Source organism: Streptomyces sp. NBC_00568, from assembly GCF_026341855.1.
Classification (GTDB): domain Bacteria; phylum Actinomycetota; class Actinomycetes; order Streptomycetales; family Streptomycetaceae; genus Streptomyces.
In genome coordinates this window covers 1,816,073-1,839,027 of sequence record NZ_JAPENW010000001.1, presented here as the reverse complement: position 1 = coordinate 1,839,027, position 22,955 = coordinate 1,816,073, and the positions used below count along the sequence as shown (strand labels likewise).

21 protein-coding genes are annotated in these 22,955 nt (G+C 68.5%); 13 read left to right on the top strand and 8 right to left on the bottom strand.

The features are described from left to right. Window positions 1-69 precede the first annotated feature (69 nt). Genes OOK38_RS07815 through OOK38_RS07805 form a run of 3 tightly spaced genes read left to right on the top strand, consistent with a single transcriptional unit; the run spans window position 70 to window position 3,270 of the window. Window positions 70-1,047 (top strand): ABC transporter permease, encoded by a 978-nt coding sequence (locus OOK38_RS07815; RefSeq protein WP_266762372.1) that lies wholly within the window; start codon window positions 70-72, stop codon window positions 1,045-1,047. A gap of 28 nt (window positions 1,048-1,075) precedes the next feature. Beyond that, on the top strand, window positions 1,076-2,140 hold the full coding sequence (locus OOK38_RS07810; RefSeq protein WP_266762374.1) for an ABC transporter ATP-binding protein: 1,065 nt from the start codon (window positions 1,076-1,078) through the stop codon (window positions 2,138-2,140). Between the two features lie 5 nt (window positions 2,141-2,145). Next, window positions 2,146-3,270: a dipeptide ABC transporter ATP-binding protein gene (locus tag OOK38_RS07805; protein ID WP_323178841.1), complete on the top strand. Its 1,125-nt coding sequence runs from the start codon at window positions 2,146-2,148 to the stop codon at window positions 3,268-3,270. Between the two features lie 101 nt (window positions 3,271-3,371). Here OOK38_RS07805 and OOK38_RS07800 read toward each other — a convergent pair whose 3' ends face one another. Then, window positions 3,372-4,106, bottom strand: coding sequence for a trans-aconitate 2-methyltransferase (locus OOK38_RS07800; protein ID WP_266762376.1), 735 nt, complete (start codon window positions 4,104-4,106; stop codon window positions 3,372-3,374). Between the two features lie 150 nt (window positions 4,107-4,256). On the opposite strand from OOK38_RS07800, the gene OOK38_RS07795 reads away from it, so the two are divergent. Next, window positions 4,257-4,649, top strand: coding sequence for a VOC family protein (locus OOK38_RS07795; RefSeq protein ID WP_266762378.1), 393 nt, complete (start codon window positions 4,257-4,259; stop codon window positions 4,647-4,649). Here OOK38_RS07795 and OOK38_RS07790 read toward each other — a convergent pair. Beyond that, window positions 4,639-5,679: an amidohydrolase family protein gene (locus OOK38_RS07790; protein ID WP_266762380.1), complete on the bottom strand. Its 1,041-nt coding sequence runs from the start codon at window positions 5,677-5,679 to the stop codon at window positions 4,639-4,641. The two genes, OOK38_RS07795 and OOK38_RS07790, sit on opposite strands and share 11 nt — an antisense overlap. A gap of 105 nt (window positions 5,680-5,784) precedes the next feature. Here OOK38_RS07790 and OOK38_RS07785 point away from each other — a divergent pair, with 105 nt between their 5' ends. Further along, window positions 5,785-6,297: a DinB family protein gene (locus OOK38_RS07785; RefSeq protein ID WP_266848260.1), complete on the top strand. Its 513-nt coding sequence runs from the start codon at window positions 5,785-5,787 to the stop codon at window positions 6,295-6,297. 18 nt (window positions 6,298-6,315) lie between these two features. After that, the gene (locus OOK38_RS07780; RefSeq protein ID WP_266848258.1) at window positions 6,316-6,693 is read left to right on the top strand and encodes a VOC family protein; all 378 of its coding nucleotides are present in this window, start codon (window positions 6,316-6,318) and stop codon (window positions 6,691-6,693) included. 178 nt (window positions 6,694-6,871) lie between these two features. Here OOK38_RS07780 and OOK38_RS07775 read toward each other — a convergent pair whose 3' ends face one another. From OOK38_RS07775 to OOK38_RS07755, 5 genes are all read right to left on the bottom strand, one after another. Then, window positions 6,872-7,918: an ABC transporter ATP-binding protein gene (locus OOK38_RS07775; RefSeq protein WP_266762386.1), complete on the bottom strand. Its 1,047-nt coding sequence runs from the start codon at window positions 7,916-7,918 to the stop codon at window positions 6,872-6,874. Between the two features lie 26 nt (window positions 7,919-7,944). Further along, the gene (locus OOK38_RS07770; protein WP_266762388.1) at window positions 7,945-8,982 is read right to left on the bottom strand and encodes an ABC transporter ATP-binding protein; all 1,038 of its coding nucleotides are present in this window, start codon (window positions 8,980-8,982) and stop codon (window positions 7,945-7,947) included. Window positions 8,983-9,053: 71 nt separating this feature from the next. Next, a complete protein-coding gene (locus OOK38_RS07765) occupies window positions 9,054-10,034 on the bottom strand; it encodes an ABC transporter permease (protein ID WP_266762390.1) in 981 nt (326 codons plus the stop codon). A gap of 138 nt (window positions 10,035-10,172) precedes the next feature. Beyond that, the gene (locus OOK38_RS07760) at window positions 10,173-11,936 is read right to left on the bottom strand and encodes an ABC transporter substrate-binding protein (protein ID WP_266762392.1); all 1,764 of its coding nucleotides are present in this window, start codon (window positions 11,934-11,936) and stop codon (window positions 10,173-10,175) included. A gap of 77 nt (window positions 11,937-12,013) precedes the next feature. Further along, window positions 12,014-13,042, bottom strand: a complete 1,029-nt coding sequence (locus OOK38_RS07755) for an ABC transporter permease (RefSeq protein ID WP_266848256.1) — start codon at window positions 13,040-13,042, stop codon at window positions 12,014-12,016. 500 nt (window positions 13,043-13,542) lie between these two features. Between OOK38_RS07755 and OOK38_RS07750 the strand changes: the two genes are divergently transcribed. The 5 genes from OOK38_RS07750 to OOK38_RS07730 all read left to right on the top strand — a co-directional run bounded on the left by OOK38_RS07750 (window position 13,543) and on the right by OOK38_RS07730 (window position 19,198). Further along, window positions 13,543-15,174: an ABC transporter substrate-binding protein gene (locus OOK38_RS07750; protein WP_266762396.1), complete on the top strand. Its 1,632-nt coding sequence runs from the start codon at window positions 13,543-13,545 to the stop codon at window positions 15,172-15,174. A 54-nt stretch (window positions 15,175-15,228) separates the two neighbouring features. Continuing rightward, window positions 15,229-16,152, top strand: coding sequence for an ABC transporter permease (locus OOK38_RS07745; RefSeq protein WP_266762398.1), 924 nt, complete (start codon window positions 15,229-15,231; stop codon window positions 16,150-16,152). A gap of 91 nt (window positions 16,153-16,243) precedes the next feature. Then, on the top strand, window positions 16,244-17,164 hold the full coding sequence (locus OOK38_RS07740) for an ABC transporter permease (RefSeq protein ID WP_266765837.1): 921 nt from the start codon (window positions 16,244-16,246) through the stop codon (window positions 17,162-17,164). A 5-nt stretch (window positions 17,165-17,169) separates the two neighbouring features. Continuing rightward, complete coding sequence (locus tag OOK38_RS07735) at window positions 17,170-18,156, top strand: ABC transporter ATP-binding protein (RefSeq protein WP_266762400.1); 987 nt, start codon at window positions 17,170-17,172, stop codon at window positions 18,154-18,156. Then, window positions 18,137-19,198, top strand: coding sequence for an ABC transporter ATP-binding protein (locus OOK38_RS07730; protein ID WP_266762402.1), 1,062 nt, complete (start codon window positions 18,137-18,139; stop codon window positions 19,196-19,198). The genes OOK38_RS07735 and OOK38_RS07730 overlap by 20 nt, the downstream gene beginning before the upstream one ends. A gap of 213 nt (window positions 19,199-19,411) precedes the next feature. Here OOK38_RS07730 and OOK38_RS07725 read toward each other — a convergent pair whose 3' ends face one another. Next, window positions 19,412-21,580 carry a S9 family peptidase gene (locus tag OOK38_RS07725; protein ID WP_266762404.1) on the bottom strand — a complete coding sequence of 723 codons (2,169 nt, stop codon included), beginning with the start codon at window positions 21,578-21,580 and terminating at the stop codon, window positions 19,412-19,414. Window positions 21,581-21,767: 187 nt separating this feature from the next. Here OOK38_RS07725 and OOK38_RS07720 point away from each other — a divergent pair, with 187 nt between their 5' ends. Both OOK38_RS07720 and mshB read left to right on the top strand, forming a co-directional pair. After that, window positions 21,768-21,962: a hypothetical protein gene (locus OOK38_RS07720; RefSeq protein WP_150947166.1), complete on the top strand. Its 195-nt coding sequence runs from the start codon at window positions 21,768-21,770 to the stop codon at window positions 21,960-21,962. A 48-nt stretch (window positions 21,963-22,010) separates the two neighbouring features. Further along, window positions 22,011-22,913 (top strand): N-acetyl-1-D-myo-inositol-2-amino-2-deoxy-alpha-D-glucopyranoside deacetylase, encoded by a 903-nt coding sequence (gene mshB, locus OOK38_RS07715; RefSeq protein WP_266762408.1) that lies wholly within the window; start codon window positions 22,011-22,013, stop codon window positions 22,911-22,913. Window positions 22,914-22,955 lie beyond the last annotated feature (42 nt).

Genomic DNA, 22,955 nt, shown 5'->3' with positions numbered 1-22,955 from the left:
GGCGCACTGCGCGCAGTGCGCCCCGGGCGCTCCTGTCCCTGGCCGCCGTCCTGAGAGCAGCGTTCCGCCATGCTTCGATTCATCCTTCGCCGGACGTTCGGCGCGGTGCTCATCCTTCTGCTGATCAGCGCCTTCACGTTCTTCATGTACTACGCGATTCCCCAGGACCCGGCCACTCTCGCGTGCGGCAAGAACTGCACCCCGGACGCGCTGGCGATCATCCACAAGAACCTGGGGCTCGACCAGCCGATCCCGGTGCAGTACTGGAAGTTCCTCGTCGGCATCTTCGCCGGACGCGACTTCGCGGTGGGCCACTGCCCGGCCCCCTGCTTCGGCGTCTCCTTCCGCGACCAGCAGATGGTCTGGGACACGATCATGGACCGCTTCCCGCTGACGCTGTCCCTCACGATCGGTGGTCTGATCGTCTTCCTCATCGTCGGCCTCGGCACCGGCATGATCGCCGCCCGCTACCGGGGAACCTGGCTCGACAAGGTCTTCAGCTCCATCTCGCTCGTGCTGAGCTCGTTCCAGATCTACTTCCTCGGCCCGATCGTCCTCGGCATCTTCGTCTACAGCACCGGCTGGCTCGACAAGCCCAAGTACGTGCCGATCTCGGAGAATCCGGGCCAGTGGTTCATGGGCCTGCTGATCCCCTGGATCGTCATGTCCGTGATTTTCACCGCCAACTACACGCGTATGGCCCGCTCGACGATGATCGAGCAGCTCCAGGAGGAGCATGTGCGCGCCGCCCGCGCGAAGGGCATGACCGGCCGGTACGTCTTCTTCCGGTACGCCTGGCGCGGCTCCCTCATTCCCATCCTCACCATCCTCGGCATGGACCTCTCCGCCCTCCTCGGCGGCGCCGTGGTCACCGAGTTCACCTTCGGACTCGCCGGAATCGGCCGGCTCGCCGTGGAATCCGTCGTCGGCAAGGACCTGCCGAAACTCATGGGCGTGATGCTCTTCAGCGCCGCGTTCATCCTTCTGCTCAACGTCATCGTGGACGCCATGTACGCCGTGATCGACCCCCGCGTACGTCTGTCGTAGTGCCTGTCGCGCCCTGGGAGAAACCGCAGTGACCACACTCACCAAGCCGGAGGACGCCCCGGCTCCCACCGGATCCGACGCGTTCCTGTCGGTCCGCGACCTGCATGTGCGGTTCTCCACGGAGGACGGCGTCGTCAAAGCGGTCGACGGCCTCTCCTTCGACCTCGAACGCGGTACGACGCTCGGCATCGTCGGCGAGTCCGGGTCCGGGAAGTCCGTCACCAACCTGACCGTCCTCGGTCTGCACAGCCCGCTGAACACGCAGATCGAGGGCGAGATCATCCTCGACGGCAAGGAGCTCGTCACCGCCACCGAGGCCGAGCTGGAGCGGCTGCGCGGCAACAAGATGGCGATGATCTTCCAGGACGCGCTGACCGCCCTGTCGCCCTACCACAGCGTGGGGCGGCAGATCGGCGAGCCGTTCCGCAAGCACACCGGGGCGTCCAAGAGGGAAGCCCGGGACCGGGCGATCGAGATGCTGGGGAAGGTCGGCATCCCGCACCCCAAACAGCGTGTGGACGACTATCCCCACCAGTTCTCCGGCGGTATGCGGCAGCGCGCGATGATCGCGATGTCCCTCGTCTGCAACCCGGACCTGCTGATCGCCGACGAGCCGACCACCGCCCTGGACGTGACCGTCCAGGCGCAGATCCTCGACCTCCTCAAGGACCTCCAGCAGGAGTTCGGCTCCGCGATCATCATGATCACCCATGACCTCGGTGTCGTCGCGAACATGGCCGACGACCTGCTGGTGATGTATGCCGGCCGGGCCGTGGAACGCGGCACCGTCCGCGAGGTGCTCAAGGCGCCCCAACACCCCTACACCTGGGGTCTACTGGGGTCCATGCCGCGCCTGACGGCGGACGTCGACGAGCCGCTCACGCCCATCCCGGGCGCGCCTCCTTCGCTGCTCAACCCGCCCTCGGGGTGCCCGTTCCACCCGCGGTGCACCTTCCGGAACGAGGTCGAGGGCTCCGACCGGTGTGTGGACGTCCGGCCCGAACTGCCCACGGGACGCGGCGCGGCCTGCCATCTGACCCTGGATCAAAAGAGCCGCATCTTCACCGAGACGATCCGACCCAGGCTGGGCTGAGGGGACTGACTGTGAGCGACGAGAAAACCACGGTCGTGGCCGACCCGATCCCCGCTCAGCGGGACGGGGACCCGGCCGAACCGCTGCTGCGGGTACGCGACCTGAAGAAGTACTTCCCGGTGAAGGGCGGCTTCCCGATCCGCCGCACGGTCGGCGCGGTACAGGCCGTCGACGGCGTCTCCTTCGACGTCTTCCCCGGTGAGAGTCTCGGCCTGGTCGGCGAGTCGGGCTGCGGGAAGTCCACCACGGGACGGCTGCTGACCCGGCTCATGGAGCCGACGGCGGGCACGATCTCGTACAGCGGGAAGGACATCACCCGTTCCACCCGGCGCCAGCTGGCGCCGATCCGGTCCGAGATCCAGATGATCTTCCAGGACCCGTACGCCTCGCTGAACCCGCGGCAGACGGTCGGCACGATCATCTCCTCCCCGATGGAGATCAACAACGTCAATCCGCCCGGCGGCCGTGAGGCCCGGGTGCGCGAGCTGCTGGAGACGGTCGGCCTCAACCCCGAGCATTACAACCGCTTCCCGCACGAGTTCTCCGGCGGTCAGCGCCAGCGCATCGGTGTGGCGCGGGCGTTGGCGCTCTCGCCGAAACTGATCGTCGCCGACGAGCCGGTCTCGGCCCTCGACGTCTCCATCCAGGCGCAGGTCGTGAACCTGCTCCAGGAGGTCCAGCGGGAGATGGGCATCGCGTTCGTCTTCATCGCCCACGACCTCGCGATCGTGCGGCACTTCTCGCAGCGCGTCGCGGTGATGTACCTCGGCAAGATCGTCGAGATCGCCGACCGCGCGTCGCTGTACACCGGGCCGCGGCACCCCTACACCCACGCCCTGATGTCGGCCGTCCCCGACGCGGACATCGACGCCGAGAAGAAGGAACGCATCCGCCTGCAGGGCGATGTGCCGTCCCCCATCTCGCCGCCGTCGGGCTGCCGCTTCCGCACCCGCTGCTGGAAGGCGCAGGACAAGTGCGCGCAGGAGGAGCCCCCGCTCGCCCGGCTGTCGGGCAACGCCGAGGGCCACTTGACGGCCTGTCACTTCCCGGAGGACCCGACCATCGAGGCGCGGGCGGAGGACATCGTGCTGGACCCGGCGCTGGCGGCGCTGGAGAAGGGCGACGGCTAGAACGACCCGCGGTACGGGCCCACTTCCACGACACGTCGTGGGAGTGGGCCCGCGTCTTGGCCGCACGTCTCCGGCACGTGTCTTCGGCCCCTGGCCTCGGGTCAGGCCGGACCGGCGACGGTGATGATCTCGGGGGCGGTGGGGGAGAGCGGCTCCCGCCCCCAGTCCCCGTACTGCTCGTGCACGACGAATCCGGCGTCGCCGAGGAACCCGCGCAAGGCGTCCGCCCCGAGGAACCGCAGGGTGCTGCGACTGACTCGCGGCCGGTCCCAGCGCGGATGCTCGAAGGTCTCGCTGAACGTCACGCGGTCCCCGAGCACCGGCGTCTCGACCTCGTGCCGGACCCGTACGGCATCCCCGTGCGCGTCGCTCACCTCCAACGCCCGCTCGGGCCTCCAGGCCTCCCACGGCCGGACGGCGGGATTGCGCGTCTCGAAGACGAACCGGCCTCCGTCGGCGAGAGCCTGGCGCACGGCGGCCAGCGCGGAGCGCACCTCGTCGTCGCGGACGAGCACCTGGAACGCGTGTCCGGTCATCACGACGAGGTCGAACTCCCGCTCCCAGCGCGCCGATCCGAGATCCCCGAGCACCCACTCGCCGGCGGTCCGCCGACGCGCCTGCACCAGCATGGCCGCGGCGGGATCGAGCCCGCACAAGCGCCCCTCGTGACCGGCCTCCCGGGCCCCTGCCAGCAGCCGCCCCGTCCCGCACCCGACGTCGAGCACGGACCGCGCGGACATCACCAGGTCCAGGTAGAAGTCGTCGCTCGGACCCCATGGATTCAGCGTGTCGTACAGGGCGGCGAGTGAGACATCACTGAACGAACGATCAGCCATCGCAGCAGTCTGTCAGCCCGCGGCGCCAACTCGAACCGCTGATCGGTAAGGAATCGGTCGAGCAAGTGCGAGAAAAAGGTGACAGGTTGATCGAGCCGGACGGGAGCCCGGGACGAGGGCTCCGACACCGCTCGCGAGAATCGGGACGAGATGCTGCATCACATCGAGCTGTGGGTGCCTGACCTGGGGCGGGCGGTGCGCTCCTGGGGCTGGCTGCTGGAGCGGCTCGGGTACGTGCCGTACCAGGACTGGCCGGACGGCCGGAGCTGGCGGCTGGGGGACACCTACCTCGTGTTCGAGCAGTCCCCCGCCCTGACCGGGGACCGTCACGACCGGCTGCGCCCCGGGCTCAACCACCTCGCCTTCCGCATCGCGAGCCGCGCCGAGCTCGACACCCTGGTCGAGGAGGCACCCGCCTTCGGCTGGACGCTCCTCTTCCCGGAACGTCATCCCTACGCGGGCGGCCCCGAGCACCGCGCCGCCTACCTGGAGAACACCGACGGCTTCGAGGCCGAGATCGTGGTGAAGCAGGTCAGCGGATGATCCGGCCGCGGAGCATGATGCGCCGGGGGTGGTGGAGGACGGCGGGTTCCTCGCGGGGGTCCGCGTCGTAGACCGTGATGTCGGCCGGGGCTCCCTCGGCCAGCGCGGGCAGGCCGAGGAAGGCACGGGCGGTCCAGCTGGCCGCGCCGACCGCGGTCCCGGACGGGAGGCCGGCGTCGATGAGGTGCAGGACCTCGGCGGCGACGTTGCCGTGGGGGGCCGAGTCCGTTCCGGCGAGGACGGTGACACCGGCGTCGTACGCCTCACGGACCCGGCGGATCATCGTGCGGTGCCCCTCGTTCCAGAGGCGGCCTCGGGCGGTGTCCTCGATCCGGGGGGCGCTGCGCGCGAAGGCGGTGAGGGTGGGGACGTAGGAGGTGCCGTGTCCCGCCATCAGGTCGACGCACTCCTGCGGCATCCCCATGCCGTGCTCGATCGAGTCGACCCCGGCGCGGGCCGCGCCCAGGACGCCCGCGGCGGACTGGCAGTGCGCGGCGACCCGGCCACCGGCCGCGTGGACACCCTCGACCACCGCTCGCAGCAGCTCGTACGGCACCGGCGGTGCCTCGAAGTCCCAGTCGCCCATGAGCTTGCACCAGCCGTCGTGCGCCTTGGCCTCGGCCACCGCCGAGGCGACCAGGTCGTCGGTCACCGTGTGGAAGGCGGCGCTGCGGGAGAGCCCCGCCCAGGCGAGCCAGCGCCCCGCCGTGATCATGCGGGGCGAGCCGGGGGCCTCGCGCAGTTCGCCGGGGATCTCACCCAGCAGCCCCGGAAAGCGCAGGGCCGTGACACCCGCGTCCCGGTGCGCGGTGATCTGCGCGGCGAAGACCTCCGGATCGAAGGCCGGTTCGTCCCCGGCGGCACCGCCCGGGTGTGTGTGGACGTCGACGAGCCCCGGCAACAGGAATCCGCCGTCGGCCACGGTGTCCGCCGGGACGGAGGGCCGCTGGAACGTGATGCTGTCGCCGAGCGTCCAGAGGTCGCGTACGACGCCGTCGGGCAGCACGGTTCCGCGCAGGTGGAAGGCCATGGCGCGACAGTCTGGCGGTGGCCGGCGGCCACGGGCAAGTGGCGTCGCCCGGGGCGCCGTTAATCGCTCGACACCGGACGGGGCCGACCGGGATGCTTCATCCCGATGACTTCACAGACACGAACGGACACGCCTTCCGCGTGGGACGAGCGCACCCAGCTGACCACCTTCCTCGACTACGCCCGCGCCACCGCCCGCGCCAAGTGCGAGGGCGTCTCGGCGGAGGACGCCCGCAAGGCCCCGCTGCCCGGGTCCCCTCTGATGACCCTCAGCGGGCTCATCAACCACCTGCGCTGGGTCGAGTACTACTGGTTCCAGGTGGTCTTCCTGGGCGAGGAGGACGCGGGGCCCTGGACGGACGAGGACCCCGACCGCGAGATGCGCATCGCCGTCGACTTCCCGCTGCCCCAGCTCCTCGACGAGTACGAGGAACAGAGCGCCCGTTACCGCAAGCTGGTGGCCGGGAACGACCTCGACACCAAGGCCGAGCGCACGGGCGGCAGCGGCCGCCGGGTCGACCTCCGCTGGATCATCCTCCACCTCGTCGAGGAGACGTCCCGCCACAACGGCCACCTCGACATCCTGCGCGAACTGGCGGACGGCCGGACGGGCGACTAGGCCATGGGAGAAGCAGCGTTGTCGAACCTCACCATCCGCACCATCACCTTCGACTGCACCGGTGACCCGTACGATCTCGGGCTGTTCTGGAGCGAGTTGCTGGGCCGTCCGCTCGCCGACGACGACAAGCCCGGTGACCCGGAGGCCGTGATCGTGGACCCCTCCCGTGGTCCGACCCTTCTGTTCGTGCGGGTCGAGGAGGGCAAGACGGCCAAGAACCGCGTCCACCTCGACCTGCAGCCGCACGGCCGCACCCGGGCCGCGGAGGTCGAGCGGGCCGTGGCCCTCGGCGCCCGCCGGTTCGCGGACCACACCCGCCCGGACGGCGGCGGCTGGGTCGTCCTCACGGACCCCGAGGGCAACGAATTCTGTGTGGAGCGCGGGGAATTGGGCTAGCCGGAGGCCCTGGAGGCCGACGCCGCCGCCCCTTGCCGCCCGCCCGACGGACGACGACGAAGGCCCGCACCCGAGAGGGTGCGGGCCTTCGTTCCCCTGAAACTGACGTTCATGGGCTCGGGTCAATGGGCCGGTGAAAGTCGGTTCCGGAAGGGGGCGGCTGACGAATTGGGGTGTGTCAGACCGCCGCCTCGGGGTCCTTGGCGAGACGCTGGGCCGGGATGGTCTCCCGCGTCTCCGGGTAGTGGCACGCCGTCAGGTGGCCGTCGCTGCTGCCCGAGATCTGCACCAGCGGCGGAGCCTCGGTCGCGCACTTGTCCGTCGCCTTCCAGCAACGGGTGCGGAAGCGGCAGCCCGACGGCGGGTTGAGCGGGGACGGCACGTCACCGGTGAGCAGGATGCGCTCGCGGGCCGGGACGTCGTCCGCGGTGGCCTCGGGAACGGCCGACATCAGCGCGCGCGTGTACGGGTGACGCGGGTTGTCGTACAGGTCCTCGCGGTTGGCGATCTCGACGATCTTGCCGAGGTACATCACCGCGACGCGCTGCGAGAAGTGCCGCACGATCGCGAGGTCGTGGGCGATGAACAGGAACGCGATGCCCAGGTCCCGCTGGAGGTCCTGGAGCAGGTTCACGACCTGCGCCTGGATGGAGACGTCGAGCGCCGAGACCGGCTCGTCCGCCACGATCAGCTTCGGCTCCAGGGCCAGCGCGCGGGCCACGCCGATGCGCTGGCGCTGACCGCCGGAGAACTCGTGCGGGAAGCGGTTGAAGTGCTCCGGGTTGAGGCCGACCGTCTCCAGGAGTTCGCGGACGCGCTTCTCCTGGCCGCCGGGCGGGTTGATCCCGTTGATCTCCATCGGGCCCGCGATGATCTTGCCGACCGTCTGCCGCGGGTTCAGCGAGGCGTACGGGTCCTGGAAGATCATCTGGATCTCGGAGCGGACCGGCGCCAGCTGCTTGCGGTTGGCGTGCGTGATGTCCTGGCCGCGGTAGCTGATCTTGCCGCCGGTGGGCTCGAGAAGGCGCGTGATCAGCCGGCCCGTCGTCGACTTGCCGCAGCCGGACTCGCCGACCAGGCCGAGGCTCTCGCCCTCGGCGACCTGGAAGTCGAGACCGTCCACGGCCTGGACCGCGCCGATCTTCCGCTTGAAGGGGAAGCCGCCCATCACCGGGAAGTGCTTGGTCAGTCCGGTGACGTCCAGGAGGGGGTTCGTGTTGCTCATGATCGTGAAGTCCCGTCTCAGTTACGTCAGTGCGACCGGGTCGCGGCGTAGTCGGCGAAGAAGTCGCGGCGCTGGTCCGCCGTGAGGTGGCAGGCGGCTCCGCGCCCGTCCGTGACCTGGAGCGGCGGCTGCTCGGTGGAGCAGAGACCGTCCGCGATCTTCTCCGTGAAGGTGCACCGCGGGTGGAAGCGGCAGCCGGTCGGCGGGTTGAGGAGGGAGGGCGGCGAGCCGGGGATCGGCGACAGCGGTACGTCGACCGGTCCGTCCAGGCTCGGCATCGAGCCCAGCAGGCCCCAGGTGTACGGGTGCTGCGGCGCGCGCAGCACCTCCTTCTTGGTGCCCCGCTCCACGCACCGGCCGCCGTACATCACCAGCACGTCGTCCGCGATGTCGGCGATGACGCCGAGGTCGTGGGTGATGAAGATGATCGCCGTGCCGAACTCCTGCTGGAGGTCCTTGAGCAGGTCCATGATCTGGGCCTGCACGGTCACGTCGAGCGCCGTGGTCGGCTCGTCCGCGATCAGCAGCTCGGGGTCGCAGACCAGGGCCATCGCGATCATCGCGCGCTGGCGCATACCGCCGGAGAACTGGTGCGGGTAGTCGTCCACGCGGACGTCCGGCTGCGGGATGCCGACACGCTTGAGCATCTCGATCGCCCGCGCCCGGGCCTCCTTCTTGGAGGCACCGGTGTGCTTGCGGTACGTCTCACCGATCTGCTTGCCGATGGTGTGGTACGGCGACAGCGAGGCCAGCGCGTCCTGGAAGATCATCGCCATCTTGTTGCCGCGCAGCCGCTCGAGCTCCCGCTCGGAGGCGGTCAGCAGCTCCTTGCCGTCGAGCAGGATCTCGCCGTCGATGGCGGTGCGGTCGCGGTCGTGCAGGCCGAGGATCGTCAGGTTCGTGACGGACTTGCCCGAGCCCGACTCGCCCACGATGCCGAGCGTCTTGCCCTTGGCCAGGTCGAAGGTGAGACCGTCGACGGCCTTGACGACGCCGTCTTCGGTGGAGAAGTGGACCTTCAGATCCCTGACGGACAGGAAGGGCTGCTGATCGGTGCTCGTCACGGGGACGCTCCTGGGGGGTGATGCGAGGGGTAGCTTGCGGGTCGGCGGGTGGACGGCGGCGGGGCGCCGGGTCAGGCGAGCCGGATCCGCGGGTCGATGAAGGCGTAGACGGCATCCACGATGATGTTGAAGAAGACGATCGCGCCGGCCGCGACCATGGTCACTGCCAGCAGCATCGGCAGGTCGTTGGCTTCCACGGCGGTCACGGCGAGCTTGCCGATGCCCTGGAGGCTGAAGACCGACTCGGTGATGATGGCGCCACCGATCAGGGTGCCCAGGTCGATGCCGAAGATCGTGACGATCGGACCCATCGCTCCGCGCCAGGCGAAGCGGAAGAACACGGAGCGCCGGGACAGGCCCTTGGCGCGCGCCGTACGCACGTAGTCCTCGCTGAGCTGTTCCACCAGCTGGGAGCGCGTCATACGGGTGTAGTTGGCGGTGAAGATGATGGAGAGCGTCAGCCAGGGCAGCAGCAGACCGCTGGCCCAGGCGGCCGGGTTGTCGGTGAACGGCGTGTACGAGGGCTGCTCGAGGATGCCGAGCTGCTGGACCAGGAAGTACATCGCGATGTAGCCGACGAAGTAGATCTGGAGCGAGGAGCCGATCAGCGAGAACGAGCTGGCGATCTTGTCGGCCGCCTTGCCCTGCTTGACCGCGGCGATCATGCCGGTGCCGACACCGAGGATGAGGAAGAAGACCGCGGCACCGAGCGCGAGGGACAGCGTCGTCGGCATACGGTCCATGATCGTGCCGAGAACGGGCTCACGGTTGGTGAACGAGAAGCCGAGGCAGGGGGCGTTGCAGTTGCCCAGGCCGCCGTAGTCACGGCCGGCGAAGATGCCCACCAGCCAGTGCCAGTACTGCACCGGCAGCGGGTCGGCGATCCCGAGGTTGACCCTGACCTGATCCAGAAGTTCCTTGGTGCAGACCTTTCCGCACGCCATGCGGGCTGGGTCACGCGGCATCGCGTAGAAGAGCATGAAGGTGACGGCGCTGATGATCAGCAGAATCACAAGTGCGCCGATGACACGGCGGACTAGAAAACGGAACATGTGGCGTGACTTTCCGGACGGGGCGCCGTCGCCGGGGTGTGGGGAGCGTATGAGGGGGGCCGGGGCGGCGGCGGTGGCCGCCGCCCCGGAGGGGGATCACGTCGGGGCCGCGGTGGTCGCCGCGGCCCCGATGCTGGATCAGGCCTTCGCGGCGTAGACCTTGCCCAGCGCGATGCAGGTGTTGCCGGAGTCGTAGATCACGCCGCCGACCTTGGAGCCGTGGAAGTAGTTGCGGATCGGGTTGTAGTCCGGAACCACGGCGGCGGTGCGCATGATCTGCTCGTCGATGTCGCCCCACATGGTGGCGGCCTTCTTCGCGTCGGGCTCGATCGTGGCGGCGGCGATCGCCTTGTCCACGCTCGCGTCCTTCAGCTGCGGCCAGTTGACGCCACCGTCGGCGATCTGGCTGCTGTCGAAGCAGGGCTGGATGACCGCGTAACCGGCCGGCCAGTCCGGGCCCCAGCCCGCGGCGAACATGTCGTACTCGTTGTCGAGCTGGCCGATCTGGCTGTAGAAGGAGGTCTTGTCGACCTGCTTCACGACCGGGGTGAAGCCGGCCTTGGTCAGCGCGGTCTTGATCGCGACGGCCTGCTTGACGGCGTTGTCCGACTGCTGCATGGCGACGACGATGCGCTGGCCCGACTTGCCGGCCTCCTTGAGAAGGGACTTGGCCTTCTCGGGGTCACCCATGGGCTTCGTCTTCTTCTCGTAGAGGTCGAAGTCCTTGTGACCCGGGGTGAGCGGGCTGATGATCGTGGTCGCGGTCGCCGTGGAGAGCGAACCACCGCGGATCTGCTGGAGCTGCTTCGACGGCCACGCGAAGTTGAGCGCCTGGCGCACCTTGGCGTCGGAGACGCGCTTGGTGTTGATCGCGAAGTAGTAGCAGGTGGTGTCGACCTGGGTCAGGACACGCTTCTTGAAGGTCGCGTTCGTCAGCACCTTCTGGATGCGCTCGGGGGCGACCTCGTTGAGCAGCGACAGCGTGTACTGGTCGTTGCCCTTGTCGGCGATGTAGCGGTCCGTCGAGGCCAGCGACTGGAAGCCGAACTGGAACTCGAACTTGTCCGGGTACGCGTTGCGCAGCGGGTCCGTCTCGGCCACCCAGTGCGTGTTGCGGACCAGCGTCGCCGACTTGCCGATGCTGCGGCTGGCGATCTTGTACGGGCCGCAGGAGAGGGGGTGCTTGTCGTACTTCTCCTTGGTGTCGTGCTTCTTGGGCACGATGGAGAAGCCGCGCATGGCGACCATGAAGTTGAAGTCGGCGTGGGCCTCCTTCAGCTTGAACGTGATGGTCTTGCCGTCGATCTCGATGGAGTCGAGGTGCTTGCCGCCGTACGGGCCCTTGTACTTGTCGCCGCCGACCAGCCAGCCCTGCGGGTAACGCGGACCCTGGGTGACGAACGAGGCGAAGAGGCGCTCGAAGGTGTGGCGCACGTCCGCGATCGTGACGTCGGCGCCGTCCTCCCACTTCACGTTGTCCTTCAGCGTGAAGGACCAGGTCTTGCCGCCGTCGGCCGCGGTGCCGGCGTCCGTGGCGAGGTCACCCACGAGCGTGGTGCCGCCCTTGGAGTCGATCTTGTAGCCGGTCAGACCGCGCAGGAACAGGACCGAGCAGGCGCCCTCGTACGAGGAGTAGAGCTGCGCCGGGTCCAGGTGGTCCCAGTCGATCTGGTCCAGCGTGTAGATCGTGCCGCCCTTGACCGCGCCGGGGACCTCGGGGGCCGCACCGGTGGAGTCGGCCTTGGTGCCGACGGCGATGGTGGCGGCCTTGGCCTTGTCCACGGACGGAGCCTTGTTGCTGCCGGTCCCGCCGCTGTTGCCGCTGCTGCACGCGCTCAGGACCGTGGTCGCACCGGCGGCCACACCAGTGGCTATGAGGAAGTTTCTGCGGGAAAAGGACATGGCTTACCTGCCTAGTGGTGGGTGAGTGAGAGACGGGTAACCAGCCGGACGACTACGACCGGGTCTGGGGGTGGAAGTCAGCGCTTGGACTTCGGGTCGAGTGCGTCGCGGACCGAGTCTCCGAGCAGGTTGAAGGCGAGGACGAAGATGATCATCGAGACGCCCGGGAAGATCATGAAGGTGATGTCTTCCGTGTAGAAGCCGGCACCGCGCTGGATCATGACGCCCCAGTCCGGTGTCGGGTCCTGGATGCCGACGCCGAGGAAGGCGAGGCCCGCTTCGGCCGTGACGTAGGCCGGCAGCATGAGGGTCGACTGGATCAGGATCGGCGTCCACAGGTTGGGCAGCAGCTCCTTGAAGACGATGCGGCGCGAGGACGCGCCGGTCACCTTCGCCGCCTCGACGAACTCCCGCTCACGCAGGCCGAGGACCTGGCCGCGCAGCAGTCGCGCGATGGAGGCCCAGCCGAAGGCGGAGAGGACGAGGATCAGGCAGGTGGCCCGCAGCCAGGTCGGGACCTCTTCGTTGAAGGGCACGAAGAGGGCGTAGACGACCGGCATGAAGGCGATGAAGAACAAGGTGGACGGGAACGACAGCAGGATGTCGATGATCCGGCCGACGAAGTAGTCCGTCTTGCCGCCGAGGTATCCCGCGGTGATGCCGATCACCACACCGACCACCGTGGTCAGCAGCGTGGCGGCGGTGGCGATCATCAGCGACGTGCGGATGCCGTAGAGCAGGAAGGTGAAGACGTCCCGGCCGAGCTGGGGCTCGATGCCGAACCAGAAGTTGCCGTCGATGCCGCCGTTGGGCTTGACCGGGAAGGCGAAGTCGTTGAGCAGGCCGTCGGACTCCTGGCCGTACTGCTCGTACGGGTTCTTCCCATACAGCTTCGCTATCAGCGGCGCGCAGATCGCGATCGTGAAGAAGAAGATCACGATGTAGGCGGATATGACGCCCGTGCGGTCACGTTTGAACCGCTTCCAGGCGAGTCGTCCTGGGGAGCGACTCTCCGAGCCCTTGGGGTTGGTGGACGGAGCCGGGATCTTGCCGGTCTCGTCGGTCACCTCAAGCGGGGCGGCCGCGGAAGGAGTAGGGGGGGTCATGGTGCTCCAGGCCCGAGGGGGTCAAGGGCTCCGCAGGGCGCTCCCTACGGGCTACGCCGGACTTTTTCAACGCAATTCATGCAAGGTCAATAAAATCTCGGTCGCCTTGGTGTTGTCTTTACTTTCTTTGCCTGGACTTGACCTCAGCGTAACTACGCGTGTAGCGCACTGTGGCCGTTCCGTGTCCAGATTCGGGCCAACTTCGCGAAACGGGCAATGAGTTCGATAACCGGACGGCGGAGTCTCGGAATGCGTACATCTCGTGCACTGGAATCAACAGTTCCGTATCGAACCGCGGAGATCTGTTGCGTCGGCTCCCAAGATCCTTTGACGGAGTGTCCGGAGTACCCCCTTCCGGATGGATCGACACCCGGAAGGGTGGGGTAAATGTGCGACGCGCCCCATATGGACGGATATTGGGCCCTAAAGGCACAGCGCACCGGGAGCCGGACGCACGACCCCGGGGCCGGCGGCACAGCGCACTCTTGAGGAGGCACTCCATGCGTGGAGCCACGCACGCCAAATGGGCCGCATGTGCGGCGGCGGTAGCCCTCGCGGCGACCGCCTGCGGGGGCGGAGGGAGTGACAGCGGCGGCGGAGGCGGCTCCGGCACCGTCAGTGCCTCCTGGGGCGACCCGCAGAACCCGCTGGAGCCGGCCAACACCAATGAGGTGCAGGGCGGCAAGGTCCTCGACATGATCTTCCGCGGCCTGAAGCGGTACGACGCGAAGACCGGCGCCGCCGAGGACATGCTCGCCGAGAAGATCGACACCTCCGATTCGCAGAACTTCACGATCACGGTCAAGGGCGGCTGGAAGTTCAGCAACGGCGAGGCCGTCACCGCCCAGTCCTTCGTCGACGCCTGGAACTACGGCGCGAGTCTGAAGAACAACCAGAAGAACGCCTACTTCTTCGGGTACATCGAGGGCTACGACAAGGTGCACCCCGACACGGGAACCCAGAGCGCCGACACGCTCTCCGGGCTCAAGGTCACCGGCACGAACACCTTCACCGTCAAGCTCAACCAGAAGTTCTCGACCTTCCCGGACACCCTCGGCTACTCGGCCTACTCGCCGCTGCCCAAGGCGTTCTTCGACGACCACGCGGCCTGGGTGAAGAAGCCCATCGGCAACGGCCCGTACACCATCGACTCGTACACCAAGGGCTCACAGATGTCCCTGGTGAAGTGGGACGACTACCCCGGGGACGACAAGGCGGAGAACGGCGGCGTCACCCTCAAGGTCTACACGGACAACAACACCGCCTACAACGACCTCCTGGCCGGCAACCTCGACCTCGTCGACGACGTGCCCGCGGCCCAGCTCAAGAACGCCAAGAGCGACCTGAACGGCCGGTACATCAACACCCCGGCCGGCATCATCCAGACCCTCGCCTTCCCCTTCTACGACCCGAAGTGGGACACCAGCGGCGCGACGAAGGTCCGCCAGGGCCTGTCGATGGCGATCAACCGCCAGCAGATCACCGACACGATCTTCCAGAAGACGCGGACGCCCGCCAGCGACTGGACCTCACCGGTGCTCGGCGAGGAGGGCGGCTTCCAGGAAGGCCTGTGCGGCGACTCCTGCAAGTACAACCCGACCGAGGCCAAGAAGCTGGTCGAGGAGGGCGGCGGTCTGCCCGGCGGCCAGGTCAAGATCTCCTACAACGCGGACACGGGCTCCCACAAGGAGTGGGTCGACGCCGTCTGCAACTCCATCAACAACGCCCTCGGCAACGACAAGGCCTGCGTCGGCAACCCGATCGGCACCTTCGCCGACTTCCGCAACCAGATCGGGCAGCACAAGATGCCCGGTCCGTTCCGGGCCGGCTGGCAGATGGACTACCCGCTGATCCAGAACTTCCTCCAGCCGCTGTACTACACGAACGCCTCCTCCAACGACGGCCAGTGGTCGAACAAGGACTTCGACAACCTCGTCAACCAGGCGAACGCCGAGACCGACACCAGCAAGGCCATCAAGCTCTTCCAGCAGGCCGAAGAGGTCGTGCGGGACAACATGGCCGCCATCCCGCTCTGGTACCAGAACGGCAGCGCCGGCTACTCCGACAAGGTCTCGAACGTGGCGCTCAACCAGTTCAGCGTCCCGGTCTACAACGAGATCACCGTCAACTGAGCCGCCCGGGGCGGGTCCGTCACAGCGGCCCGCCCCTCTATCCCCGGAGCACTCATGGGACGGTACGTCATCCGGCGTCTGCTGCAGATGATCCCGGTCTTCATCGGCGCCACCATGCTCATCTTCGTGATGGTGAACGTGATGGGCGACCCCATCGCGGGCCTGTGCGGCGACCGGCAGTGCGACCCCGCCACGGCCGCCCAGCTGCGCAAGGACTTCGGCCTCGACAAGCCCCTGTGGCAGCAGTACCTGACCTACCTCGGCCACATCTTCACCGGCGACTTCGGCACAGCGTTCAACGGACAGCCGGTCACCGAGCTGATGGCCTCCGCCTTCCCGGTCACCATCCGGCTCACGATCGTCGCGATCTTCTTCGAGATCGTCATCGGCATCACGCTCGGCGTCATCACCGGTCTGCACCGCGGCCGGCCCGTCGACACCGGCGTCCTGCTGCTCACGCTCGTGGTCATCTCCGTGCCGACCTTCGTCACCGGTCTGCTGGCCCAGCTGGTGCTCGGCGTCCAATGGCACTGGATCGAACCGTCGGTCTCCGGGGAAGCAACCTTCGGCGAGCTGATCGTGCCGGGCCTGGTGCTGGCCTCGGTCTCCCTCGCGTACGTGACCCGCCTGACCCGGACCTCCATCGCGGAGAACAAACGGTCCGACTACGTCCGTACGGCCGTCGCCAAGGGACTGCCGCGGCGCCGGGTGACCATCCGGCACCTGCTGCGCAACTCGCTGATCCCCGTCGTCACCTTCATCGGCACCGACATCGGCGCGCTGATGGGCGGCGCGATCGTCACCGAGCGGATCTTCAACATCCACGGGGTCGGCTACCAGATCTACCAGGGGGTCGTGCGCCAGAACACCCAGACGGTCGTCGGCTTCGTGACCATCCTCGTCCTCATCTTCATGGTCGCCAACCTGCTCGTCGACCTCCTGTACGCCGTACTCGACCCGAGGATCCGCTATGCCTGAGCAGCCGCCGTACGAGGAAGAGCCACATCACGGGCCGGAGGGGCCGCCGCCGGAGGACCTCGCCATCGCCCCGACCGGCTTCGGAGGCACGATGGACCTCGGGACGAGCGAGGCGGAGACCCTGGAGAAGACGCCGGGAGGACCGGAGGGCACGGGTCCCCAGGAGAAGCCGCGCTCCCTGTGGTCCGACGCCTGGCGGGACCTGCGCCGCAACCCCGTCTTCATCATCGCGGGACTCGTCATCGTCTTCCTGGTCGTCATCTCGATCTGGCCCTCGCTGATCACCTCACAGAGCCCGCTCCAGTGCGACCTCTCCAAGGCCCAGGAGGGCTCGCAGTCCGGACACCCCTTCGGCTACGACGGACAGGGCTGCGACGTCTACACCCGGACCGTGTACGGGACCCGCGTCTCGATCAGCGTCGGTGTGCTCGCCACGCTCGGGGTCGCGATCCTCGGCTCGCTCCTCGGCGGGCTGGCCGGTTTCTACGGCGGGATGGGCGACTCGGTCCTGTCCCGGATCACCGACATCTTCTTCGCGATCCCCGTCGTGCTCGGCGGTCTGGTCCTCCTCTCCGTGGTGACCAGCAACACGATCTGGCCGGTCGTCGGGTTCATGGTGCTGCTCGGCTGGCCGCAGATCTCCCGCATCGCGCGCGGCTCCGTCATCACCACCAAGGAGAACGACTACGTCCAGGCGGCCCGCGCCCTCGGCGCCTCCAACTCCCGGCTGATGCTGCGCCACATCACCCCGAACGCGGTAGCGCCGGTGATCGTCGTGGCGACCATCGCCCTCGGTACCTACATCTCGCTGGAGGCGACGCTCTCGTACCTGGGCGTCGGTCTGAAGCCCCCGACGGTCAGCTGGGGCATCGACATCTCCTCGGCGTCCGCGTACATCCGCCAGGCCCCGCACATGCTGCTGTGGCCGGCCGGCGCGCTCGCGATCACCGTGCTCGCGTTCATCATGCTCGGCGACGCGGTGCGCGACGCCCTCGACCCGAAGCTGAGGTGACCGCCGTGCTGCTCGAAGTGCGCGATCTGCACGTGGAGTTCAGGACCAGGGACGGAGTCGCCAAAGCCGTCAACGGGGTCAACTACAGCGTCGACGAGGGGGAGACGCTCGCCGTGCTCGGCGAGTCCGGCTCCGGCAAGTCGGTGACGGCCCAGGCCGTGATGGGCATCCTCGACATGCCGCCCGGGAAGATCACCGGCGGCGAGATCCTCTTCCAGGGCAAGGACCTGCTGAAGTTCAAGGAGGAGGAGCGGCGCAAGGTGCGGGGCGCCGAGATGGCGATGATCTTCCAGGACGCGCTGTCGTCCCTGAACCCCGTGATCAGCGTCGGCGACCAGCTCGGCGAGATGTTCACCGTGCACCGCGGGATGTCGCGCAAGGAAGCCCGCGCCAAGGCGGTCGAACTGATGGAGCATGTGCGCATCCCGGCCGCCGCCGAGCGCGTGCGCGACTATCCGCACCAGTTCTCCGGCGGTATGCGCCAGCGCATCATGATCGCCATGGCGCTGGCCCTGGAACCCGCCCTGATCATCGCCGACGAACCGACCACCGCGCTCGACGTGACCGTGCAGGCCCAGGTCATGGACCTGCTGGCCGAGCTGCAGCGCGAGCTCAACATGGGACTCATCCTCATCACCCACGACCTCGGCGTGGTCGCGGACGTCGCCGACCGGATCGCGGTGATGTACGCGGGCCGGATCGTCGAGACGGCCCCGGTCCACGACATCTACAAGGCGCCCGCCCACCCCTACACGAGGGGGCTGCTGGACTCGATCCCCCGGCTCGACCAGAAGGGCCAGGAGCTGTACGCCATCAAGGGCCTGCCGCCCAACCTGATGCACATCCCGCCGGGCTGCGCCTTCAACCCGCGCTGCCCGATGGCCCAGGACATCTGCCGCACCGAGGTGCCGCCGCTCGCGGAGGTCGACGCGGACCGCCGGAGCGCCTGCTTCTTCTGGAGGGAGTGCCTCGATGACACAAGCAGCAAGTGAGCCGCTGCTGGAGGTCAGCGGACTGGTCAAGCACTACCCGCTCACCCAGGGAATCCTGTTCAAGAAACAGGTCGGCGCGGTCAAGGCCGTCGACGGCGTCGACTTCCACCTCGGCCACGGTGAGACCCTCGGCATCGTCGGCGAGTCCGGCTGCGGCAAGTCGACGGTCGCCAAGATGCTGGTCAACCTGGAGAAGCCGACCGAGGGGACGATCAAGTACAAGGGCGAGGACATCACCCGGCTGTCGGGCAAGGCGCTGAAAGCCGTACGCCGCAACATCCAGATGGTCTTCCAGGACCCGTACACCTCCCTCAACCCCCGGATGACCGTCGGCGACATCATCGGGGAGCCGTACGACATCCATCCCGAGGTCGCGCCCAAGGGCGACCGGCGGCGCAGGGTCCAGGACCTGCTGGACGTGGTCGGGCTCAACCCGGAGTACATCAACCGCTATCCGCACCAGTTCTCCGGCGGCCAGCGCCAGCGCATCGGCATCGCACGGGGTCTCGCGCTGCGGCCCGAGATCATCGTCGCCGACGAGCCGGTCTCCGCGCTCGACGTCTCCGTGCAGGCACAGGTCATCAACCTGCTGGACCGGCTCCAGGCCGAGTTCAATCTCAGTTACGTGTTCATCGCGCACGACCTGTCGATCGTGCGGCACATCTCCGACCGGGTCGGGGTCATGTACCTGGGCCGGATCGTGGAGACCGGCAAGGACGTCGAGATCTACGACCATCCGACGCACCCCTACACCCAGGCGCTGCTGTCCGCCGTGCCCGTCCCGGACCCGGAGGCCCGGGAGCACCGGGAGCGGATCATCCTCACCGGGGACGTGCCCTCGCCCGCGCACATCCCGTCCGGCTGCCGGTTCCGCACCCGCTGCTGGAAGGCGCAGGAGCGCTGCACGCTGGAGGTGCCGCTGCTCGCGGTGCCGGCCGAGTTCCGGCTCTCCGCCGGTCCGACCGCCCACGACTCGGCCTGTCACTTCGCGGAGGAGAAGCAGGTCGTCCCCCCGGAGGAGCCCTCCGGCGGGGTGGCATAACCCCACAAATGTGAGCGAACTTCGTTAACACGCAGGCAACTTGGCGGAAGCGGTACCGATATACGGACGCGTCAAGGTGAACACCGTACGGCCGTGCGGGTGCCGTAAACGAGCCGGGGTGCGCCATGTCACCCCGGCTCGTTGCTGTCCCCGGCGGCCCGGTTCCGACCGGCGCGGGGTGTGCCGGGCCGGGCCGTGGCCGCCGTGGACAGGTCAGACGAGTCCGAGGGAGCGCTTGAGGAATTCGACCTGGAGGAGCAGGAGGTTCTCGGCGACCTGTTCCTGGGGGGTCATGTGCGTGACTCCGGACAGCGGCAGCACCTCGTGCGGGCGGCCGGCGGCCAGCAGCGCCGAGGACAGCCGCAGGGCGTGCGCCACCACGACGTTGTCGTCCGCGAGGCCGTGCACGATCATCAGCGGCCGGTGCGGCCCGCTGGGCGCGGAGAGCCCCTCGTCGGTGACCAGCGAGCTCTTCGCGTACACCGCGGGGCTCGCGGCGGGATCGCCGAGGTACCGCTCCGTGTAGTGGGTGTCGTACAGCCGCCAGTCGGCGACCGGGGCGCCCGCGATGCCCGCGTGGAAGACGTCGGGGCGGCGCAGCACGGCGAGCCCCGCGAGCCAGCCGCCGTACGACCAGCCGCGGATCGCGACCCGGGACAGGTCGAGCGGGAACCGCTCCGCGAGACCGTGCAGTGCCTCGACCTGGTCGTCGAGGGAGAGCGTGAGATCGTCGCGGATCGCCTTCTCCCAGGCGGGGGAGCGCCCCGGGGTGCCCCGGCCGTCGGCGACGACCACCGCGAAGCCCTGGTCGGCGAACCACTGCGAGGTGAGGTGCGCATTGTGCGCGGCCAGTACCCGGGGGCCGTGCGGACCGCCGTAGGGGTCCAGCAGGACCGGTAGGGGAGTGTCGCCGTCGTAGTCAGTAGGCATAAGCACGGCGCATGGGATTTTCTGTGCGCCCCCCTGCGTGAGCGTTACGCGCGGGGACAAACCGGGATGTTCGGCGTACGAGGGGATGGTCGCCACCCGCCCCCGGCCTCCGGCCGGGGAGGTCCCCGTCTTCCTTCGGTCGCTTTCCCGCAGCACCCGCACCTGTGCTCCAGGCTGGTCGAGCGTCGACGACACGAGCACGGTCACGCCCCCGGCGCGCACCGCCGAGTGCACGCCGGGCTCCTGCGTCAGACGCTCCATCCCGAGTTCGTTCACGCGGTACACGTGCACCTCGCCGGTCTCGGGCGAGGCCGCGGCCTCGCCCGCCGAGGCCGCGACCAGCACATCGTCGGCCGAGACGTCGAGCACCGCCCGGACATGCAACTGGGCCCCGGTCAGCGGGCGTTCACCGAACGCCAGGACCCGCGCGCCGCCCTCGTCGGCGATCCGCACGAGCTGTCCGTCGGGGCTCCAGCAGGGCACCCCGGGGAAAAGATCAAGCCAAGTTGGATCTTCGTCGGCGTGCACCATCCGGGTCGTCCCGGAGTCCGGGTCCACGGCCAGGAACAACTGGCTGCGCTGATCCCGCGCCTGCACCAGAAGCAGCGGAGCACCCGCCGCTGACCAGTGCACATGCGCCAAGTACGGGTAGCGCGCGCGGTCCCAGGAGACCTCCGTGCGCACCCGGTCGAGCCCGATCACGAAGAGCCGCACCTCCGCGTTGGCGCTGCCCGCCACTGGGTAGGCGACCCGCTGCGGATCGGCTTCCGGATGCGCCGGATCGGAGATCCACCAGCGCTGCACGGGTGTGTCGTCGACCCGCGCGACGAGCAGCCGGTCCCCCTCCGGCGACCACCAGAAACCGCGCGAACGCCCCATCTCCTCGGCCGCGATGAACTCGGCCAATCCATAGGAAACCGAACCCGGTTCCGCCGTGGGTTCCGGTTCCGCGAGCGCCCGGTCGTCCTCGCCCTCGGCTCCGACGACCCTCAGCGCGCCCCCGGCGACGTACGCCACGAGCCGGCCGTCGGGGGAGGGGCGCGGGTCGATCACCGGTCCGGGGACCGGGAGTTCACGCGCCGTGCCGGCCCGCAGCTCCGCCGTGAAGAGCCGCCCTGACAAGGCGAAAGAGGCCAACTCGGCGGCTGTGTCCGTGGCATACCCGACGATCCCCGCGCCGCCCTCGCGGCTGCGCTCGCGGCGCGCCCGCTCCTCCGGGGAGAGGTGCTCGCCGGCGCCGCCGAGCAGTGCCGCGGGGTCGGCCGCGACCCGTTCCTTGCCCTCCGCGACATCGAGAACCCACAGCTGATTCGCCCTCTCCGTACCGGAGGAGGACCGCAGGAACACCACACGGGAACCGTCGGGGGACACGGTGAACGCGCGCGGCGCCCCGGAGGTGAACCGCTGCGTGCGGGCGTACCGGCGCGGGAAGGAGAGAGGCTCGTTCGTCATCCCCCGACCATATTGGCCATGCGCCCCCTTGTGCGGCCGTGCGCCGATCGATGCGCGCGTACGGATAGTTATGATCACTAGCGCTGCGTGGGTAAGAACCTGCTGGCTGCTGTATGGATTTACCGACCCCCCATGTCCGGTCCCGTACCGGACCCCAAGTCCCTGGGACCTTTGGAGGTGAGCCGCCGTGGCACTCTCGATTTCGGCGGTGGTGCTGCTGGCGATCATCGTCTTTCTTCTGATCAAGAAGTCAGGACTGAAAGGCGGGCACGCGGTCGTATGCATGCTGCTCGGCTTCTATCTCGCCTCCTCGACGGTCGCGCCCACGATCAGCGAGCTGACCACGAACATCGCGGGGATGATCGGCAGCATCAAGTTCTGATCCCCGCCCGGACCGGCGACGGGGCGGGCGCCTCGTAGGGTGGGTTCCATGACGGAACTGCCCGACCGGCGTCTGCTCCTGGTGCACGCGCATCCGGACGACGAGTCGATCAACAATGGCGCGACCATGGCCAGATACGCGGCCGAGGGCGCCCATGTGACGCTGGTGACCTGCACCCTCGGCGAGGAGGGTGAGGTCATTCCATCCGAACTCGCCCATCTCGCCCCCGATCGCGAGGGCGGACTCGGCCCGTACCGGACCGGTGAGCTGAGCGCCGCCATGAAGGAACTGGGCGTCGCCGACCACCGCTTCCTGGGCGGAGCCGGGCGGTTCCGTGACTCCGGGATGATGGGCGTCGAGCAGAACCACTGCCCGGGTGCCTTCTGGTCCGCCGACCTCGATGAGGCCGCCGACTGCCTGGTCGAGGTGATCCGCGAGGTACGCCCCCAGGTGCTCGTCACCTACGACCCCGATGGGGGTTATGGGCACCCGGACCACATCCAGACCCACCGCGTGGCCATGCGCGCCGCCGAACTGGCCGCGGATCCCACCCACCGCCAGGATCTCGGCGACGCGTGGCGGATCGCCAAGACCTACTGGAACCGGGTGCCGCGCCCGGTCGCCGAGGAGGCGTTCGCGCGTCTGCGTGAGGCCCTCCCCGGGCTGCCGTTCGACCGGGTGGCCGCCGTCGGCGACGTACCGGGCGTGGTCGACGAGGCGACGATCACCACCGAGGTCGACGGAACCGCGTACGCCGCCGCCAAGGCCGCCGCGATGCGGGCGCACGCCACCCAGATCACCGTGGACGGCCCCTGGTTCGTCCTCTCGAACGAGCTGGCGCAGCCGCTCTTCACCACCGAGTACTACGAGTTGGTCGACGCCCCCCGCCCCGCGACGCGGGAGACGGACCTGTTCGAGGGCATCGAGGGCATCGAGAGGACCGGCCGGTGACGGACGCGGGGAAGACGACCACTCGGCGAGGGACGGGTCTGC